Genomic DNA, 14,648 nt, shown 5'->3' with positions numbered 1-14,648 from the left:
AGTGGCAGCATGCGCCCGAACGGGGCCGCAGGGGGAACATCCTGCGGCCTTTTTCGTTTTATTGCGGATAAGGTACCCAACTGCCGCCGTTCAACTGAACATACGGTTTACCCTGATACTGAATGACGATGGCGTTGGAGTTTTCCGACACCGCCGCGCTCTGCGGCAGGTTGGCAATGTACTGCTGCCAGTTGATGTCATTCTCATCAAACATCTTGCCGTCGAGGGCGCGAACCACCAGCTCAGAAACCGCCAGGTAGCTGCTTGGCTGGCTGATGATAATGGGCGCATCGGGATGTCTTGCCTTAATGCCGAAGAATTTCACCGCCGCCGGCACGTTGGTAATGGATGGGCTGGGAATATCGCGCAGACCGGAGACCTGCATTTTATCGCCTTTTAATGCCGCGCCGTGTTCAGGCACGACGATGACCATCACCTTGCGTCCCGATTTCTCCAGCTCAGTAAAGAAACTGTCCAGTTCGTCGAAGAACTTCTGCGCACGGGCTTTATAGTCCGCGGTTTTGCTCTGGCCCGGATAGTGGTTGCCGTCGTGCAGCGGCAGCGTGTTGTAGAAGGTCGCCGTGCGCGGCGTATTCAGCTTATCCAGCGACTGCAGCCAGCGGTTCAGCGTCGCCTGGTCATCATAGACCGGTGAGCCGTCAAAGCCCTGCAGAATGACCGGCAGGCCGCTTTGATCCATCAGTGGGCTCTGGATACCGCCCAACGAACGAAGCTCTTTCAGGAAGTCGCCGAAGACACCGTTGTGACCGAGCATCAGCTGCTGGGTGAAACCCAGCTTCGCCAGGTTTTCAAACAGATAGCATTCGCTGCCTGAGGGTTGATAAAGGTTGGCGTGAGAGAGCTGGCCGCAGCTGGCGCGCAGCAGACGCGCCGCTGCCGGCCCGCTGTAAGAGGTCGCCGAGTTAAAGTTTTTGAACAGCAGGTCAAAATGCTTCCACAGCGGATGCTCCATCAATCCCGCTGCTTCGATATCCGACCATGAGAGCGAGCAGATGTTGATGATCAAGACATCAAACGGCTGGGCATCGGCCGGGAGCGCATCAGGAAACGTGGTTTTGCGTTTCTGCTCAGAGGCGTAAAAGGTATTCAGCCAGTTGGTCAGATTGGCCGATGTCGGCGGCTCCGTTTGCGCCGGGATATCGTTATTCGCCGGGGCGGCGTTGGTCGCGACGATTGCCCCGCCACCGGTATTTGGCGCGTTATTCGCCGCCGCGGTCGTCGGCTGACCTGTCGGCCAAAGGGTAAACGAAGGTAGCAGCGGACTGGCGACCAGCCAAATCATAATTGCTGAGACAAATACCGTTACCCGTAGCCACTGGCTGATAAACAGCCACAGAACCAGCAGCACGAAGAACGCGCCAATCATATTCCAGTTAATAAAGCGGGTTACCAAATCCCAGATATAGTCGGCGCTGAAGCCGGCAATCTGCGAACCCTGGCTGACGATGCTTTCCGGGCCGGGCAGCCAGGTGTCGTGCCAGAACAGCATAAAGCCCAGCGGGATCGCTATCCAGTGGCGAATACGGTGCAGCTTATATTGCGGAATCGGCACCAGCAGAAAGGCCAGAAACACCAGGTTTAGCATGGGATGAAAATTGAGGTATCCCGCCCATAGCAAGGCAAACTTCACCAGAAAGTAGAAGTTCCAGCCAGATAGGCCGCGCCAGTAGCGCCAGAGCGGAAGCGACGCTGAGGGGGTTTTAGGTTTGGTCATTTCGTTGATTTGCCTTGCCTGGATGCCGCTTCCCGGCGCAGCACGCCAGCCGGTTTGACATAACGGGGTTTAAAGAACATCAGTCTTAACGTGGTGCGAATTCGCCGCTGGTAGTGGCGCGTAAGGTAACCCAGCGGAAAGAACAGCAGGGCGCACAGGACGACCAGCTGAATAATATCGGCAATCGACATCATAAGGTTGGCTCCCCGTCGATGGACAGACGATGCGGCTCGGGGGTTCGCCGCCAGCTACGTCCGTCGTGGGTCGCGTTGATAGGCGTTTTTTTGGCAAGCGAAACAGGCAGCGGCGTATTCCAGTTCTCCGGCATAATCCCGCGCATCTGCAGGATTTCAGCCGCTATCTGCTTATCTTCGAACCAAATCATACGATTAGAGAAAATATCGCCGGTAGGTAAAGGGAAGATATGGTTTAACGCGGTGTCGAGGTCGTTCACCCGGCAAAATGACAGAAACAGCACCAGGCGATTATTACCGATGGTCATGATGTCGCCCATGCGATTAGGCTTACACAGCGTCAGCGCCTGCTCTACGCGCAGACCGGGCGCCGGGCGCAGCGCCACCATCACCCCTTTGCCGTCGGCGGGCAGCATGGTGTTGGCCATAATATTGTGCACCGCTTCGCAGAAGGCATCCCACTTCTGGTAGCCGCGCAGCTTCAGCGGCTGGCTCCAGTTCAGCAGAGTATTAAAATCCTCCGGAATATGGCGAGTAAACTGCTGTTTTTGAACGCTTTCTATAAGCGTGAGGCAGCGCGATAACGGTGCGCCGCTGGGAATAACCATATTGGCGCCGCTGCTCAGCAGCAGGCGTTCATCGGTGGCGCGCAGGCTTGGCGTTTGCTCGCGCACGACAATTTTCAGCGCGCTACCGCGCTGGCGGCGCAGGGTGTGGATATAGCGTCCCAGCTGTTCAATCTGTTCGTTCTGGGTAATGGAGAAAATCAGCGTCGCCGCCTGCGCCATTCTGCCGGCGTTGAAAACGGCGTCATTGGTTTCGAACAGCGTCCAGTATTCGGAAAGCGCGGGCGCCCCCTCCAGTACGCGCAGGTTGCTGAGGATGGTTTTCTCGTCGCTGCGCGGTTGTACCACCGTTTCCTCGTCCTGCGCCAGCCGCCAGCCGTTTTCATCGTGTAAAACAATGAGCTGCTGCCGGGCGCTGATGCCCTTTTCGCTGCCCCACCAGGCAATATCGAACAGGTGGTTATCTCCCTGGTAACGTATACTTGCCAGTCCGGAAAGCGAGCGGTACTCGCGTAATAAAGGGGAAAGTTGCTTATCGATATCGTGCCCGGAATTAAGCACTAATAATGAACAACGATGATAATTAGTCCATCGATATGATTTCTCAACCCAATTGCATAATTGTTCGCTTTTAATATTCTGCCAGGCATTTTCAGCACATAGCAGAATAAACAAATAATTGCCAGGTTCGAGGGAACAGACTAAATCGCGGTGCATTTCTTCCAGCCCTTCAAAGCGGTTCGGCATGGTAAATAATGCGATTTTCTCAGGCCCGCGTTCTTTTTCTAATTTTATGATTTCATTTGGGTTATCACCCATGGCTATCGTCGCAACGCGAGCCTGTTTATCCTGGGCCGCAAGCGTTTGGTTGAGCAAGCTTACCGCGTCCGCATGGCGGTCGACATTGAGCCACCACACGCCGCCAACGGGCATATGGCACACTTCGTCCCATAATGATGAAATACCCAAAGAATATACGATATCCACGGTGTCCCTCGTGAGACCTGTTTTACACTTGATTAGTTTACTAGCGAAAGCGACAGAGTAAACCTAACATTGAAATTAAAGGACATCAGTTTTAGCATGTAAACCTATTTTAAGGATGAACGAACGCCTCTCGGTATAATTTATTAATTTTTCCAACGGACAGAGAAATGCCAGCAAAAGAGCCTGCTGTACCCACCGATGCGACTTTGGGCTATACGTTTCAAAATGATTTCCTGGCGTTAAGCCGGGCATTTTCCCTGCCTGATATTGATTATCATGATATTTCCCGACGCGAGCAGTTAACCGCGGCGCTGAAACGCTGGCCGCTACTGGCTGAATTAGCAGAGAAAAAGTAAGGAAGCCATCGATGGCTATTCTGGGATTACAAGGCGTGCGCGGCGGCACCGGCACCACGTCGATCACCGCTGCGCTGGCTTGGGCGCTGCAATTACTCGGGGAAACCGTGCTGGTGGTGGACGCCAGCCCGGATAACATGCTGCGCTTCTTTTTCAACGTCGATTACCGCCACAACGCGGGCTGGGCGCGCGCCCTCATCGACGGGAACGACTGGCGAGACGCCGGGCTGCGCTACACCTCGCATATCGATCTGCTGCCCTTTGGCCAGCTAACGCCGGGCGAGCGCGAGAATATTGACCAGCTTCAGACGCCGCTGGCCCCGATGGCCGGGATGGTGCAGAAGCTCCATCAGCAGGGCGATCACCGCTGGCTGCTGATTGATCTGCCGGACGGGTTCTCACCGCTGACCCGCTCCCTGATTGACGTCTGCGATCGCACGCTGGTCGTGGTGCATCCGGACGGCAACAGCCATATTCGCCTGCATCAGCAGGCGCTGCCGGTCAATAGCGATATTTTGATTAACGATCTGCGCGTCGGCAGCCAGCTGCAGGAGGATCTCTATCAGCTGTGGCTGGAGAGCCAGCGCCGCATTCTGCCGGTGACTATTCATCGTGATGAAGCGATGGCGGAGTGTCTGGCGGCGAAGCAACCGCTCGGCGAATATCGCCAGGACTCGCTGGCGGCGGAAGAGATACTGACGCTGGCCAACTGGTGCCTGCTGCACTACGCCGGAAGGGGCGCGGAATGATTCGCCTGAGTACGCTACTGCTGGCGCCGCCGGTTGGAGAGCGGTTGAGCGAACGCTATCGCGATTATCGCCAGCACGGCGCGTCGCGGCTGGCGGCCGCGCTGGGCTGCTTGTGGGCATCTCTGGCATGGGCGTTGATGCCGCTGGAAACCCCGCGCTGGCAGGCAATTCGCGAACGTCATGGCGAGTTTTTTCCGCATATTAATCCGCATCGACCGCGCCCGCTGGACCCGATTCGCTATCTGCTGCAAGCCCTGTGGCTGCTGGTGACGCGGGTGCCGGAGCCGGATAAAAAGATCAACTGGCGTTCGCTGGCGGCGCTGGAAGGCGTGCAGGGGCGCTATGCGCAGTGGCTGGAAAAGCTACCGGAAAAGGTCAACGCCCGCACCGGTCATCTGGATAAGCATAAGGAGCTGGGGCATCTGCATCCAAAAGTGCGGCGGCTTCTCCTTGGCACGATAACCTTTTTCTCGCTGATCCTGGCGCTACTCTGTATTACCCAGCCGTTTAATCCGCTCTCGCAGTTTATTTTTCTGCTGCTGCTGTGGGGCGTGGCGCTGCTGGTACGGCGCATCCCCGGGCGCTTCTCGGCGCTGATGCTGATCGTGCTTTCGCTGACGGTCTCGTGCCGCTATATCTGGTGGCGCTACACCTCGACGCTAAACTGGGACGACCCCGTAAGCCTGGTGTGCGGGATAATCCTGCTGTTCGCTGAAACCTACGCCTGGGTGGTGCTGGTGCTGGGCTATTTCCAGGTCGTCTGGCCGCTGAACCGTCAGCCGGTTCCGCTGCCGGAAGATATGGCGCAATGGCCGACGGTCGATATCTTCGTGCCGACTTATAACGAAGATCTCAACGTGGTGAAAAACACCATTTACGCCTCGCAGGGGATCGACTGGCCGAAGGACAAGCTTAATATCTGGATCCTCGATGACGGCGGGCGCGAAGAGTTCCGCCAGTTCGCCAAAGACGTTGGCGTGCATTACATCGCGCGCACCACGCACGAACACGCGAAAGCCGGGAATATCAACAATGCGCTGAAGTACGCCAAAGGCGAGTTTGTGTCGATTTTCGACTGCGACCACGTGCCGACCCGCTCGTTCCTGCAGATGACCATGGGCTGGTTCCTGAAGGAGAAAGAGCTGGCGATGATGCAGACGCCGCACCACTTCTTCTCTCCAGACCCGTTTGAACGTAACCTGGGGCGTTTTCGCAAAACGCCGAACGAAGGCACGTTGTTTTATGGCCTGGTGCAGGACGGCAACGACATGTGGGATGCCACCTTCTTCTGCGGCTCCTGTGCGGTGATCCGCCGCGGCCCGCTGGATGAAATCGGCGGCATTGCCGTGGAAACGGTCACCGAAGACGCCCACACCTCTTTGCGCCTGCATCGTCGCGGGCACACTTCGGCCTATATGCGTATTCCGCAGGCGGCCGGCCTGGCGACGGAGAGCCTGTCGGCGCATATCGGCCAGCGCATCCGCTGGGCGCGCGGGATGGTGCAGATATTCCGCCTTGATAACCCGTTGTTTGGTAAAGGGCTGAAGCTGGCGCAGCGCATCTGCTACGTCAACGCGATGCTGCACTTCCTGTCCGGTATTCCGCGGCTGATCTTCCTGACCGCGCCGCTGGCGTTTCTGCTCCTCCACGCCTATATCATCTATGCGCCGGCGCTGATGATCGCCCTGTTCGTGCTACCGCATATGATTCACGCCAGCCTGACTAACTCGAAGATTCAGGGTAAATACCGCCACTCTTTCTGGAGTGAGATCTATGAAACGGTACTGGCGTGGTATATCGCGCCGCCGACCGTTGTCGCGTTGATTAACCCGCATAAGGGCAAATTCAACGTGACGGCAAAAGGCGGCCTGGTGGAGGACGAGTACGTCGACTGGGTGATCTCGCGTCCCTATATCTACCTCGTGCTGCTGAATCTGGTCGGCGTTGGCGTGGGTATCTGGCGCTTTATGTACGGCCCGGAAAACGAAATTTTGACCGTCTGGGTCAGCATTATCTGGGTGTTCTATAACCTGATTATTCTCGGCGGCGCGGTGGCGGTATCGGTTGAAAGCAAGCAGGTGCGGCGCTCGCATCGCGTGGAGATGTCGATGCCGGCGGCGATTGCCCGCGAGGACGGGCACCTGTTCTCCTGTACCGTCCATGATTACTCCGACGGCGGCCTCGGCGTCAGAATTCACGGCGAGGCGCAGGTGCTGGAAAGCCAGCACGTTAAGCTGCTGCTGAAACGCGGGCAGCAGGAGTATGCCTTCCCGGTGCGGGTCGCGCGGGTTAACGGCAGTGAAGTTGGGCTACAGCTGCTGCCGCTAAGCAATCAACAACATATTGATTTTGTGCAGTGTACGTTTGCCCGCGCAGATACGTGGGCGCTTTGGCAGGATAGCTTCCCGGAAGATAAGCCGATGGAAAGCCTGCTGGATATCCTGAAGCTGGGGTTCCGTGGATATCGTCACCTGGCGGAGTTCTCCCCGCCGTCGGTGAAGGTTATTTTCCGCTCGCTCACCATGCTGGTGGCCTGGTTTGTTTCGTTTATTCCGCGCCGTCCGGAACGCGCTGCGGCGACACTCTCGGCAGAACCGGCGATGGCCCAACAATGATGATAATGCGATGAACAGAAAACTCTCTTTGATTTGTGCAGTAGCGGTGGGCATTGGCGGCTGGTCCTCCTTCGCGTCGTATGCGGAACCGACGGCGGCAACGGCAGCGGCGCAGACGACAACCGTGCCCGGTATTGCCGGTACGGTAGCGGACGGCCAGCCAACGGCGACCCTTGCCGATCCGGCGGCGCCGGTGGTGGTGCTCGATAACGCCCCGAGCCGCGACGTGAAGCTGACCTTCGCCAAAATCGCTCCGCCTCCCGGCAGCATGGTACTGCGCGGCGCGCGCCCCGAGGGTTCGGTCGAGTTCGGCATGCGCAGCGATGAGGTGGTGGCGAAAGCGTTGCTTAATCTCGACTACACCCCCTCTCCGTCACTGCTGCCGGTGCAGTCGCAGCTGAAGGTTTATCTTAATGATGAGCTGATGGGCGTTTTGCCGGTCACCAAAGAGCAGTTGGGCAAAAAAGTCAGCGCGCAGATCCCAATCGATCCGCTCTATATCACCGACTTTAACCGCGTGCGCCTTGAGTTCGTCGGCCACTATCGCGACGTCTGTGAAAACCCGGCCAGCAGTACCCTGTGGCTGGACGTCGGTCGCGAAAGCTATCTGGATTTAACCTATCAGTCGCTGAACGTGCGCAACGATCTTTCGCATTTTCCTGTGCCGTTCTACGATTCGCGTGATAACCGCCAGCTGACGCTACCGATGGTCTTTGCCTCCTCGCCGGGTGTTCTGCAGCAGCAGGCGGCGGCGATCGTTGCCTCCTGGTTCGGCAGCAAGGCGGGCTGGCGCGGTCAGCAGTTCCCGGTGCAGTTCAACGCGCTGCCGGACCGCAACGCCGTTGTTTTTGCGACCAACGATAAGCGCCCGGACTTCCTGCGCGAGCATCCACCGGTTAACGCGCCGACTATTGAAATGATCGACCATCCGGATAATCCGTACGTTAAGCTACTGGTGGTCTTTGGGCGAGATGACAAAGACCTGTTGCAGGCGGCGAAGGGGATAGCGCAGGGCAATATTCTGTTCCGCGGCAGCAGCGTGACGGTTGACGATGTCAAACAGCTGCAGGCGCGTAAACCGTACGATGCGCCAAACTGGGTGCGCACCGATCGCGCGGTGACCTTTGCCGAGCTGAAAACCTACGAACAGCAGCTGCAATCCAGCGGCCTGGTGCCGGATTCCATTAACGTCGCGCTGAACCTGCCGCCGGATCTCTACCTGCTGCGCGCCAACGGCATCGATATGAACCTGAACTATCGCTACACCATGCCGCCGATCAAGGACAGCTCGCGCATGGATATCAGCCTGAACGATCAGTTCTTACAGTCTTTCAGCCTCAACAGTTCGCAGGATGTGAATAAGCTGATTCTGCGCCTGCCGGTGCTGCAGGGGCTGCTGGATGGCAAAACGGAAGTGACAATCCCGGCGCTGCGCCTTGGGGCGATGAACCAGCTGCGCTTCGATTTTCAGTATATGAACCCGATGCCCGGCGGCTCTATCGATAACTGTATTACCTTCCAGCCGGTGCAGAATCATGTGGTGATTGGGGACGACTCGACCATCGACTTCTCGAAGTACTATCACTTTATGGCCATGCCGGATCTGCGCGTGTTTGCTAACGCGGGCTTCCCCTACAGCCGGATGGCCGATCTCTCCGATACCTTAGTCGTGGTGCCGAAAGCGCCGACCGAGGGCCAGGTGGCCACGCTGCTGGAAACGGCCGGCGGCATCGGCGCGCAAACCGGCCTGGCGGCGATTAACCTGCGCATGACCGATGACGGCAGCCAGATTAAGGACAAAGACGCCGACCTGCTGCTGATTGGCTCTATTCCGCAGGCGCTGAAGGACGAAACGAAAATTAACCTGCTGGTTGAAGCGACCAAAAGCTGGGTGAAAATGCCGATGCGCCATTACGACCTGGCGAGCATTTACCCCGATACCGAAGCCAGAACGCCGAATACCCGCACTGATATCACGTCATCCGGGCCGATGGCGGCGATAATCGGCTTCCAGTCGCCTTACAACGATCAACGCAGCGTCGTGGCGCTGCTGGCCGATAGCCCTCGCGGTAACGAATTGCTCACCCAGGCGCTTAACGATAGCGGTAAACGCGCGGCGATGTTTGGCTCCGTCTCGGTGATTCGCGAGTCGGGCGTCAACAGCCTGCGGGTAGGTGATGTTTACTATATCGGGCATCTGCCGTGGTTCGAACGCATCTGGTTTGCGCTCTCCAGCCATCCGGTACTGCTGGCGGTGCTGGCGGCATTAAGCATCGTACTACTGGCGTGGGTGCTGTGGCGCATGCTGCGTATTATCAGCCGCCGTCGCCTCCACCTTGATGATGAGTAGTTGCTGATGAACGCGGTACGTGCAGTGGTGTTGTCGATATGCATGCTGGCGGCGGCGCAGGCGAGCGCCGCCTGCCGGTGGCCGGCCTGGGAGCAGTTTAAACAAGAGTACGTCAGCGCCGAAGGGCGGGTTATCGACCCCAGCGATTCACGAAAAATCACCACCTCGGAAGGACAAAGCTACGGGCTGTTCTTTGCCCTGGCGGCCAACGACCGCGAAGGCTTCCGCAAGCTGTTCGAGTGGACGCAAAACAACCTTGCCGAGGGCGATCTGCGCGCGCATCTGCCGGGATGGCTGTGGGGGAAAAAGAGCGATGACGAATGGACGGTGCTCGATAACAACTCAGCCTCGGATTCCGACCTGTGGATAGCCTGGGCGCTGCTGGAGGCCGGACGACTGTGGGAAACGCCCCAGTATACGGAAGTCGGCAAAGCGCTGCTGGCGCGTATTGCTGATGAAGAAGTGGCTACCGTACCGGGGCTGGGGCCGATGATTTTGCCGGGGAAAGTCGGCTTCGTCGATGACGGCGGCTGGCGTTTTAATCCCAGCTATCTGCCGCCGCAGCTGGCGACCTACTTTGCGGCGTTTGGCGCTCCCTGGCCAAAGATACGCGACGGCAATCTGCGCCTGCTGCTGGAGACCGCGCCGAAAGGCTTTTCGCCTGACTGGGTCCGTTACGAAAAAGGCAAAGGCTGGCAGTTGAAGGCGGAGAAACCCATTATCGGCAGCTATGACGCCATTCGCGTCTATCTGTGGGCCGGTATGCTCGATGACGGCGATAAGCAAAAAGCCCGCCTGCTGACGCGCTTTAAACCGATGGCGGCCCGGACGGTAGTGCAGGGTGTGCCGCCGGAAAAAACCAACGTTGCGACCGGTAAAACCACCGGCAACGGTCCGGTGGGCTTCTCCGCGGCGCTACTGCCTTTCTTGCAGCATGAAGATGCCCGGGCCATTCAGCGGCAGCGCGTCGCCGACCACTATCCCGGCGCGGATGCTTACTACAGCACGGTCCTGACCCTTTTCGGCCAGGGATGGGATCAACACCGTTTTCGCTTCACTGCCGGTGGCGAATTACGGCCTGACTGGAACCAGGAATGCACAAGTTCTCATTAAGCTTATTCACGCTCTCCCTAAGCGTCGCGCTGATGCCGCTGGCTCACGCCGTGAACACGCCTGTTCAGGAGCATCTGCTGGAGCAGGTGCGCCTCGGCGAGGCCAGCAAACGAGAGGATTTGGTGCGTCAGTCGCTCTACCGCCTGGAATTGATCGATCCGAACAATCCGGACGTTGTCGCCGCGCGAGTGCGCTATCTTCTCCGCCAGGGCGATACGGCCGGGGCGCAGAAGCAGCTGGCGCGTCTGGCGAAGCTGGCGCCGGAATCGGCGGAGCTGAAAGCTTCGCGCGACGAGATGAAAAGCAGCACCGGCGATGGCCGCCAGGAGCTGCAGCAGGCGCGCCTGCTGGGCGTGGCCGGGAAAGTTGACGAGGCCATCGCCGCTTACGAGAAGTTGTTTAACGGCGTCCCGGATGATGATGAGGCGGCGATTGAGTACTGGACGCTGGTGGCGCGCCTGCCCGCCCGACATAACGAAGGCATCAATCAGCTGAAAAAACTCAACGCCCGCTTACCGGACAACATCCAGCTGCAAACGGCGCTGGCGAAACAGATGTTTGGCGATAATAAGCCGGAAGAGGGATTTGCGTATCTTGAACAGATGTCGCGCTCGGCGGCGGGTCGTGGCATCGCAGCAGACATCTGGTTTAACGAAGTGAAAAGCATGCCGGTGAGCCGGGCCAGCGTACAGGCGCTACAGCGGTTTATCGTGCAATTCCCCACCGGTTCCACCTCGGCAAATGCCCGCGTTCTGCTCGATCAGCAGCAGACCCAGCTCAAAGATCCGACGTTCCGCGATCGCGCGGAGGGGCTGGCGGCGGTGAAGGCCGGGAAAGGTTCGGTGGCCGTGGCCGATTTACAACAGGCTGTCCGGGCGGATGCCAAAGACAGCGACGCGGTTGGCGCATTGGGGCAGGCGTACTCCCAGCGCGGCGATCGGGCGCGGGCGGTTGCTCAGTTGAGTAAAGCTATCAAAATGGCCCCGGATAGCCCGAGCCGCGATAAGTGGGACAGCCTGCTCAAGACTAACCGCTACTGGCTGCTGATCAAGCAGGGCGATAGCGCTCTGAAAAGCGGCCAGCTGGCGCAAGCGCAAAATGCTTACGCTCAGGCGCAGCGGATAGACACTACCGATAGCTATGCGGTGCTGGGGCTGGGTGACGTGGCCGCGGCGCGTAAAGAAAACGCCGCGGCGGAGCGTTACTACCAGCGCGCGCTGCGAATGGATCGCGGCAATAGCCTGGCGGTACGCGGTCTGGCGAATCTGTATCGCGGCGAATCGCCGGAAAAAGCCAGCGCGTATATCGCCAGCCTGTCGCCGGCCCAGCGGCGCAGCATTGATGATATTGAACGTAGCCTGACGAACGAACGCCTGGAGAAACAGGCCGAAGCGCTGGAGAGCCAGGGGGACTGGGCGCAGGCGGCGGAAGTGCAGCGCCGTCGGCTGGCGCTGGATCCGGATAGCGTGTGGATAACCTACCGCCTGGCGCGGGATCTGGTCAGCGCGGGCAGCCGCAGCGAGGCTGACGCGCTGATGCGCGCGATGGTCAACCGCCAGCCTGGCGATGCTGATCGGGTTTACGCCTACGGCCTCTATTTATCCGGTAATAATCAGGATGAGATGGCGCTGGCGCAGATAAACGCCCTGCCTCAAGGGCAGTGGACGGACAATATTCGCGAGCTGGAGGCGCGTCTGCAAAGCGACAGGATCTTGCGGCAGGCAAACCAGCTGCGCGATAGCGGCCAGGAGGCCCAGGCTATCGCGCTGATTAAACAGCAACCGACGTCGGTGCGCTACGCGCTCACGCTGGCGGACTGGGCGCAGCAGCGCGGCGACAGCCAGACTGCGATAGCGGAATATCAGCGGGTGCTTGGCCAGCAGCCGGATAACGGCGATGCGCGTCTGGGACTCGCGGAAGTGTATCTTGCCGACGGCGATAAGAATGCTGCCCGCGCTCAGGTGGCGCAGCTCAAGGGCGAAGACATCGATTCTATCAATATGCAGCGGCGTATTGCCCTCGCGCAGGCCGGTCTGGGCGATCGCGTTCAGGCGCAGCAAACCTTCGCCCGCATCGTGCCCCAGGCGAAAGCGCAGCCGCCGTCGATGGAAAGCGCGCTGGTGCTGCGCGACGCCGCGCGTTTCCAGGCGCAGAACGGCGAGCCGCAGCAGGCGCTGGAAGGTTATAAGGATGCCATGGTGGCCTCCGGGGTTACTCGCGAGCGCCCGCAGGATAACGACACCTTTACGCGCTTAACGCGTAACGACAGCAGCGATGACTGGCTCAAGCGCGGGATCCGCAGTGATGCCGCCGATCTTTATCGCCAGCAGGATCTTAACGTCACCCTCGAGCATGATTACTGGGGCTCCAGCGGTACCGGCGGCTATTCCGATCTGAAAGCGCATACCACCATGTTACACGTAGATGCCCCGCTGGCCGACGGGCGAATGTTCTTCCGTACCGATCTGGTTAATATGGATGCCGGGAGTTTTTCTACCAATAGCGACGGCAGCTATGCGCCGAGCTGGGGCACCTGCGGCGAAATCGCCTGTACCGGCGGCAGCAAACATCAGAGCGACAGCGGCGCCAGCGTAGCGGTGGGCTGGCAGAACGAGACCTGGAGCGGCGATATCGGCACCACGCCGATGGGCTTTAACGTCGTTGATGTGGTGGGCGGCCTGAGCTACAGCAGCGACGTTGGCCCGCTGGGCTACACCGTTAATCTTCATCGGCGACCCATCTCCAGCTCGCTGTTGGCCTTCGGCGGGCAGAAAGATAACCCTAACGGCGGCCATACTGGCAAGACCTGGGGCGGGGTGCGCGCCGACGGCGGCGGTGTGAGTCTGAGCTACGATAAAGGCGAGGCCAACGGGGTCTGGTCTTCGTTGGGCGTCGACCAGCTGACCGGGAAAAACGTTGCCGACAACTGGCGCGTGCGCTGGATGACCGGCTACTACTATAAAGCGATCAACGAAGATAACCGCCGGGTCACCGTCGGCCTGAACAATATGCTCTGGCACTACGATAAAGACCTGAGCGGCTATACCCTGGGTCAGGGGGGATATTACAGTCCGCAGGAATATGTCTCCTTCTCGGTACCTGTGACCTGGCGTCAGCGGACGGAGAACTGGTCATGGGAGCTGGGGGGCTCGGTGTCGTGGTCCCACTCGCGGACCAAAACCGAGGCGCGCTATCCGCTGCTCAATTTGATCCCCTCTCAGTATCGTCATGATGCCAGCCAGCTTACGGAAGAAGGCAGCAGCAGCTCTGGCGTCGGCTATACCGCGCGGGCGCTGATTGAACGACGGGTAACCAGCAACTGGTTTGTCGGGGCGGCGGTGGATATTCAGCAGGCGAAGGATTATACCCCGAGCCATGCGCTGCTGTACGTCCGCTATTCGGCTTCCGGCTGGCAGGGCGATATGGATATGCCGCCGCAACCGCTGGTCCCTTACGCCGACTGGTAGCAGATTAGGCTGAATTATGCGACAGGGCGTCACTCCACGACGCTCTTCGCGTATACTCGTTGCCTCCGGCCATACAGCCCGATTTCCCCTCCGGTGGCGATTGTGAACCTTTAGCTCCGGTAAGCGCGGCGCCACTGGGGAGAGCTAGCGAAGCTGCATTGCGCGCTGTATCCCGGACAAGGTGCCAGAGGCACCTTGTCCGGGCTACCGACCCGATGGCGGTGGTGAACTTGTCCCCCGGACGGTTTTGTCGTTTTGTAGCCCGGGTAAGGCGTCAGCCGCGACCCGGGAATGCTGTGCTTACCGGGGCTACAGGTCCTGCGGGTTTTGTAGCCCGGGTAAGGCGTCAGCCGCCGCCCGGGAATTGTCCCCGGGTCGCGCTATGCTTACAGGTCCGTGCCGCCGCCGGGAAAGCCTCCCGATGGCATTGCTTCGCGCCTTGCGGGCGTGAGCGAACAATTTGAGTATATAATCAGCCTGAAAACGACCGGAGATGATGGATCTAAACCGGGTATG

At 59.0% G+C, this 14,648-nt stretch carries 9 protein-coding genes; 6 read left to right on the top strand and 3 right to left on the bottom strand.

Annotation, left to right across the window (positions count from 1 at the left end):
* Positions 1-58: 58 nt before the first annotated feature.
* From bcsG to bcsE, 3 genes are read right to left on the bottom strand one after another with little or no spacing between them, the layout of a single operon-like run.
* Positions 59-1,735 (bottom strand): cellulose biosynthesis protein BcsG, encoded by a 1,677-nt coding sequence (gene bcsG / locus HMPREF3178_RS01500; protein ID WP_017145269.1) that lies wholly within the window; start codon positions 1,733-1,735, stop codon positions 59-61.
* Positions 1,732-1,929 carry a cellulose biosynthesis protein BcsF gene (gene bcsF, locus HMPREF3178_RS01495; RefSeq protein ID WP_004106715.1) on the bottom strand — a complete coding sequence of 66 codons (198 nt, stop codon included), beginning with the start codon at positions 1,927-1,929 and terminating at the stop codon, positions 1,732-1,734. The genes bcsG and bcsF overlap by 4 nt, the downstream gene beginning before the upstream one ends.
* Positions 1,926-3,482 carry a cellulose biosynthesis protein BcsE gene (bcsE, locus tag HMPREF3178_RS01490; protein WP_029496767.1) on the bottom strand — a complete coding sequence of 519 codons (1,557 nt, stop codon included), beginning with the start codon at positions 3,480-3,482 and terminating at the stop codon, positions 1,926-1,928. The genes bcsF and bcsE overlap by 4 nt, the downstream gene beginning before the upstream one ends.
* 167 nt (positions 3,483-3,649) lie before the next feature.
* On the opposite strand from bcsE, the gene bcsR reads away from it, so the two are divergent.
* Genes bcsR through bcsC form a run of 6 tightly spaced genes read left to right on the top strand, consistent with a single transcriptional unit; the run spans position 3,650 to position 14,132 of the window.
* Entirely contained in the window at positions 3,650-3,838 is a 189-nt protein-coding gene (gene bcsR / locus HMPREF3178_RS01485) for a cellulose biosynthesis protein BcsR (RefSeq protein WP_004106713.1), read from the top strand.
* A gap of 11 nt (positions 3,839-3,849) precedes the next feature.
* A complete protein-coding gene (gene bcsQ, locus HMPREF3178_RS01480; RefSeq protein WP_004106711.1) occupies positions 3,850-4,587 on the top strand; it encodes a cellulose biosynthesis protein BcsQ in 738 nt (245 codons plus the stop codon).
* Positions 4,584-7,202 carry a UDP-forming cellulose synthase catalytic subunit gene (bcsA, locus tag HMPREF3178_RS01475; RefSeq protein WP_017145271.1) on the top strand — a complete coding sequence of 873 codons (2,619 nt, stop codon included), beginning with the start codon at positions 4,584-4,586 and terminating at the stop codon, positions 7,200-7,202. Before bcsQ ends, bcsA begins: the two co-directional genes overlap by 4 nt.
* A 10-nt stretch (positions 7,203-7,212) precedes the next feature.
* Positions 7,213-9,552, top strand: a complete 2,340-nt coding sequence (gene bcsB / locus HMPREF3178_RS01470; protein ID WP_023321744.1) for a cellulose biosynthesis cyclic di-GMP-binding regulatory protein BcsB — start codon at positions 7,213-7,215, stop codon at positions 9,550-9,552.
* Positions 9,553-9,558: 6 nt separating this feature from the next.
* The gene (bcsZ, locus tag HMPREF3178_RS01465; RefSeq protein WP_029496768.1) at positions 9,559-10,665 is read left to right on the top strand and encodes a cellulose synthase complex periplasmic endoglucanase BcsZ; all 1,107 of its coding nucleotides are present in this window, start codon (positions 9,559-9,561) and stop codon (positions 10,663-10,665) included.
* The gene (bcsC, locus tag HMPREF3178_RS01460) at positions 10,647-14,132 is read left to right on the top strand and encodes a cellulose synthase complex outer membrane protein BcsC (protein ID WP_017145273.1); all 3,486 of its coding nucleotides are present in this window, start codon (positions 10,647-10,649) and stop codon (positions 14,130-14,132) included. Before bcsZ ends, bcsC begins: the two co-directional genes overlap by 19 nt.
* Positions 14,133-14,648 lie beyond the last annotated feature (516 nt).

Source organism: Klebsiella sp. HMSC09D12 (assembly GCF_001808475.1).
Taxonomy (GTDB): Bacteria; Pseudomonadota; Gammaproteobacteria; order Enterobacterales; family Enterobacteriaceae; genus Klebsiella; species Klebsiella oxytoca.
Note: the sequence above shows the minus strand (reverse complement) of the source record. Positions and strands in the feature narration are given on the sequence as shown.